Origin of the sequence: Wolbachia endosymbiont of Drosophila barbarae, assembly GCF_044752445.1 — a bacterium.
In the GTDB taxonomy this organism is placed as follows: Bacteria; Pseudomonadota; Alphaproteobacteria; order Rickettsiales; family Anaplasmataceae; genus Wolbachia; species Wolbachia pipientis.
This window is the reverse complement of record NZ_JBIXJM010000103.1, coordinates 1-553: the sequence shown is the minus strand read 5'-3', so window position 1 is coordinate 553 and position 553 is coordinate 1. Positions and strand designations below refer to the sequence as shown.

Sequence of the window (553 nt, the reverse complement as noted above, 5' to 3'; positions counted from 1 at the left end):
TCCTTTCGTCGTGCTGTTGATTCTGCCTTCCTATGACCTGTTCGGACTATTATGAGAAATGCTATAATTCTTCTTCTCGTGCAACAAGCTTATCTATTTCCTCTTTTGTTTTGTCCAATTCATTGTCTATTTCAAACGTACGATTCTTTGCTGTTTCTAATTTTTTCTCTAAAGATTTTTTTTCTTCAAGAAGAGATTCTCTCTCAACTTTTGACTCATTTACTTTCTGATTCAATTTTTTTGCTCTCTTGTCTAAATTTTGCTTTTCTCGAGTTAATTCATGTAATTGATTCTTCACTTCTTTGTTTGCAGCTTCTTCAGCTTCCTTTCCTAGAGTTATTTTATTTTCCAACTCTTGCTCTTTTTGAGCGAATTTATTTCTCTCAATCTCTATTTTCTTATTATTACGAATTATTTTATATAAAAGTGCAAGCACCAAAACAGATAATGTAGCTAAAGCAAGAATTAGAGGAAGAGGCACATTAGAAGTTATAGCATTTCTCATAATAGTCCGAACAGGTCATAGGAAGGCAGAATCAACAGCACGACGAAA

The 553-nt window shown here is 33.1% G+C and carries 1 protein-coding gene; it reads right to left on the bottom strand.

Going from position 1 to position 553, the window contains the following annotated elements; all coding sequences use genetic code 11:
- Positions 1–61 precede the first annotated feature (61 nt).
- On the bottom strand, positions 62–505 hold the full coding sequence (locus tag ACIPNH_RS01360) for a hypothetical protein (protein WP_400771185.1): 444 nt from the start codon (positions 503–505) through the stop codon (positions 62–64).
- Positions 506–553 lie beyond the last annotated feature (48 nt).

Bases quoted from the DNA above. Each gene is read 5' to 3' on its own strand.
- ACIPNH_RS01360 (WP_400771185.1), bottom strand. From the start codon at position 505: ATGAGAAATGCTATAACTTCTAATGTGCCTCTTCCTCTAATTCTTGCT.